We start from the raw sequence: 3,699 nt of genomic DNA on the forward strand, positions 1-3,699 counted from the left end.
CCGCGGACCTACGCGCCCGCGGCGGGTCGGTCCCCGGCCCGTGTCCCCAGCGGACGCGGGATGGACCCCACGAACTGCATGGAGCGGTACGGCCAGCCGGCGGGGCCCGCGGCCGAGTCGTGGGTGTTCCACTGGCTCACGACCACGTGCCACTCCTCGGGGGTGGACCCCGGGACCGGGCAGCCGCAGTAGAGCTGGGCGACGCGTGCCGGACCCGCGGCGGGATCTGAGCCGTCGGACTCGTCGCCCCAGGCACAGCCGTGCAGGAGCGTGGTGTGGGTCGTCACCGACCTGTCCAGTAGGTCGGCGCCGATGTGCGGGAAGGTGAGGCAGTCGATCCGGTAGTGCTCGGCGTCGAAGTAGGTGAGGGTCCAGAAGTCCTCGCACCGCCGCAGGTACATCTCGCCGATGCGGCCCGGAAGCACGATTGTCGTGGGGTTGCCCCAGTCCCAGGCGCCCTCGCGGTAGCCCCACGTCTGCCACCCGTTGACGCCGGGATCCGCCAGGTGCTCCTCGCGGACCCGCATGAGGATGACCCCCTTGTCCCGCTGGAACCCGGTCGACATGACGTAGACGAATCCGTCCCCGCCTGTCTCCCACGTCCACAGCTGGCGGTGGCCGCCCTCGAGCCGGGGGGAGAACGTGACACCGGTCGGCTCCCAGGTGCTCCCGTCGTCGACCGAGCGGTGGATCTCGGTCCGGGTGACCGTCCCCAGCCCCTCGTTGACCATGACGTGGAGATACATCGTGTCGCCGAGGGTCAGGACGTCGCCGGGGAGGACGGTGGAACAGCCCCGGCCGTGGACGTAGTCGATGAGTTGCCCCGCGTAGTCCGGCGGGCCGGGACCGGCCGCGCCCGTCCACACCAGGCCCCCGCCCGGGGCGGCGTCGTCGGCGAACAGGCCGACGGGGGACCGCCAGTCGGGGTTGCCCGGCCCCGGTCGCTCGTCGGTGGTGGGGGAGCACTCGGCGATCCCCGGGTGGGGGCGCCCCACGTGGGGGGCTCCCATCCCCGCTCCCGCGAAAGTGTCGCCGAACACGGCGAGCAGGCGTCCGGAGGGCGTCCTGGCGGTGATCCCCAGATCGGTCCCCTCCATACCGAACGCGGTGGTGATCCCGGGTCCCGTGAGGTCGCGGAGCTTCCGGGTGCTGGTCGGCGGGGCCGGGGTCGGCGGGCGCGAGTCCGTCATCGCTCCGACGCTACCGTCACGGACGACGGGCGGAGAGCCGATCGTGGACGCATCACAATTCGGTTAATGCACGGGCGGACCGGGATCCGGGACGCGTATGGTCGTCCGCGTGACACACCCCTTCGCCCGGGCGGGGCGCGAGATCGTCCCCGGCCACTGGTTCGGCCCCGCGGCCGTCGTGGCCGTGGGGTGCGCGCTCGCCTGGACCATCGTGGGGTTCGGTCACGGCGCGGCACCGGCGCTGCTGGTGTTGGCGGTGACCGCGGTGGTGGCTCTGTGGAACTCGCCGCTCAGGGTCACCGGTCACGAGCCCCTGCAGTCGGTGCGCAGCTCCTGCGTGGAGCACGCCGTGGTGGTGTTGTGGCGCCCCGGGTGCCCGTACTCCTCCGCGCTGCGTCGGCGCGCCGCCCGGGAGGGGCTCGAGGTGCACTGGGTCAACATCTGGCGGGACGAGGACGCCTACGAGCTCTGCCGCCGCATCAACATGGGCTCGGAGGAGACCCCCACGGCGATGCTGCTCGACCCGTCGCTCTCCGGGCCCGTCGTGATCCCCGCCTCCGTACCGGGCATCCGTGAGGCCACCGCCGCCAGGCTCCCCCGGGGTCGGGCGAGACGCGCGATCTAGGCGGGGGCACCCCCGGTGCTCACCTGACCACCTCGTCGTCGTCCCACCTCGTCGTCGTCGTCGATCCCGTCCCGCTCCTCGCCCGGCCTCACCTGGAGCGCAAGGACCCCCGCACGTCCCCGCACTCCGCCCCGAGCGCCATGTCGGCGATCCGACCCGAGTCACGCAGTTCGACCAACCGCGGCGCGACCCGATCGCGCAGGGCCCACGGGTCGATCGTGTTGACGTAGATCCCGGTCGCCCCCTCGAATCCGGCGGGGTTCGAGATCCGCCACTTGAGCACGATCCGCCACGGCATCGCCGCGCCGACCCCCGGTGGCCGGGTGTGCCACTCCTCGTTGGTGGGCACCAGGGGGCCCGTGGCGGCGTGGCAGGCGTGCAGGAGGTCGGAGACCCCGCGGAGCTCGTCCGGGGAGTGCTCCCAGGGCTCGCTCGCGGCGGAGCGCGAATAGATGACGAGGGCGGGATAGCGGTGCCCCACCCCGACCACCGCCACCGCGTGCTCGTTGGCCGCCAGCACCAGCCCCTCCGAGGCCGCGTGGTCGACCCCGAGCGTGGAGTAGAGGTCCGGCTCCGAGGCGAGGGCGGCCACCTCGCGACCGGTCTTCGCCGGGACCTCGTCGATCGCCACGAGTTGCTTGTGCAGGTGTGCGAACGACGCGCCCGCGGGACGCAGCCAGTTCTGGAACACCGACACGTACCGGGCATGGGGGTTGTCGGTGTACAGGTTCCGCATGGCGCGGACGGTGAAGGCGATGAACTGCTGGTGCTCGTCCGGGTCGAGGCAACCGGAGGAGGCGTGGCGGTCGGAACTCGTGGCGCCGTCGGTGAGGTGGCGGCGGGCCACCACGACGTCGTGGCAGCCACCGAAGAAGCTCTCGGAGTGGGCGGCCAGCTTCGCGGTCGTCATGGCCTCGGCGTCCGCCGGATCCCCCTGTGCGGCGGCGATCCTGGTGCGGACCAGAGCGCGGACGTGGTCGGCGCCCTCGTCGGTCCCGAGATAGGCGGTCTGGTGCGCGGCGGCCCGGGCCGGGATCCGGTATCCGTGGACCGCTCTCCAGTAGTCCAGCGACACGATCTCGAAGAGGTTGCCGAAGAGCCGGAACTCAGGGGTCGTGAGGCTGAGCTCGTGCGCGGCCACCCGGTCGAGCGTCGTCCACGTGTCGCCGTCGCGCACCAGCCGTGACTTCTCCGGAGTGGTCTCGCGCAGCCGGGTCACGCAGAACGCGCAGTACGCCTCGGCCGCGTGGGGGTCCACCGGGAGGACCTCGCCTGGCGAATGGTCGACGGGGCGGTGGCCGCGGCCGGGAACCGTCCAGACCTCTGTGCCGGTGAAGGGGTTGATCTGCTTGACGGTCCCGTCCGCCATCCGGCGGAGCGGCCGGCTCCGGAGCGGCCTGTTCAGGGCCGACGGGGAGTCTGGAGCGGTGGTCACCCGGCGAGCCTAGGAGACTGCTGAACAAGTGGCGTGGCTGGCCTGCGAGGTTGGGGTGGCACTGAAATGATGTGCCTCATGCAGGGTGAGTCGGATCGGCAGCGGGAACTGTTGGATGTGGAGTCGGTGGCGGGGCATCTGCTCGAGCCCGGCAGTGTGTTCGCGTTGCTGGCCGAGCACCGTGACCGCCTGTTCCCGGACGAGTTGTTCGCCGACCTGTTTCCCTCTGGCCGGGGCCGACCGTCGATCCCGGGTGAGGTGATCGCCTCGGTCATCGTGCTCCAGGCACTGTTCGGGCACTCCGACCGGGAGGCAGTCGACGCGCTGACGTTCGACCTGCGGTGGAAAGCCGCCTGCGGGTACGCGGTCGATGCGAAGGGTTTCGACTCCTCGACGTTGACGTATTGGCGGCGCCGGCTGGCCGCCAGTGACCGACCGCAGCGGATCTT

Annotated in this window: 4 protein-coding genes; 2 read left to right on the forward strand and 2 right to left on the reverse strand. The window is 71.8% G+C overall.

Translation table 11 applies throughout. From position 1 onward, the window contains the following. Positions 1-8: 8 nt before the first annotated feature. Positions 9-1,190, reverse strand: coding sequence for a DUF4185 domain-containing protein (locus G6021_RS10410; RefSeq protein WP_182641238.1), 1,182 nt, complete (start codon positions 1,188-1,190; stop codon positions 9-11). Positions 1,191-1,299: 109 nt separating this feature from the next. Between G6021_RS10410 and G6021_RS10415 the strand changes: the two genes are divergently transcribed. Continuing rightward, positions 1,300-1,815 carry a hypothetical protein gene (locus G6021_RS10415; protein ID WP_259845726.1) on the forward strand — a complete coding sequence of 172 codons (516 nt, stop codon included), beginning with the start codon at positions 1,300-1,302 and terminating at the stop codon, positions 1,813-1,815. A gap of 88 nt (positions 1,816-1,903) precedes the next feature. On the opposite strand, the gene G6021_RS10420 is transcribed toward G6021_RS10415, so the two are convergent. Further along, positions 1,904-3,184 (reverse strand): DUF4921 family protein, encoded by a 1,281-nt coding sequence (locus G6021_RS10420; RefSeq protein WP_182641240.1) that lies wholly within the window; start codon positions 3,182-3,184, stop codon positions 1,904-1,906. Between the two features lie 144 nt (positions 3,185-3,328). Between G6021_RS10420 and G6021_RS10425 the strand changes: the two genes are divergently transcribed. Beyond that, a partial coding sequence (locus G6021_RS10425; RefSeq protein WP_182641239.1) for a transposase occupies positions 3,329-3,699 on the forward strand: 371 nt, incomplete at its 3' end.

The organism is Dietzia sp. CW19 (assembly GCF_014145265.1).
Taxonomy (GTDB): domain Bacteria; phylum Actinomycetota; class Actinomycetes; order Mycobacteriales; family Mycobacteriaceae; genus Dietzia; species Dietzia natronolimnaea.

Coding starts and splice junctions, on each gene's coding strand:
- G6021_RS10420 (WP_182641240.1), bottom strand. CDS start 3,184: ATGGCGGACGGGACCGTCAAGCAGATCAACCCCTTCACCGGCACAGAG.
- G6021_RS10410 (WP_182641238.1), bottom strand. CDS start 1,190: ATGACGGACTCGCGCCCGCCGACCCCGGCCCCGCCGACCAGCACCCGG.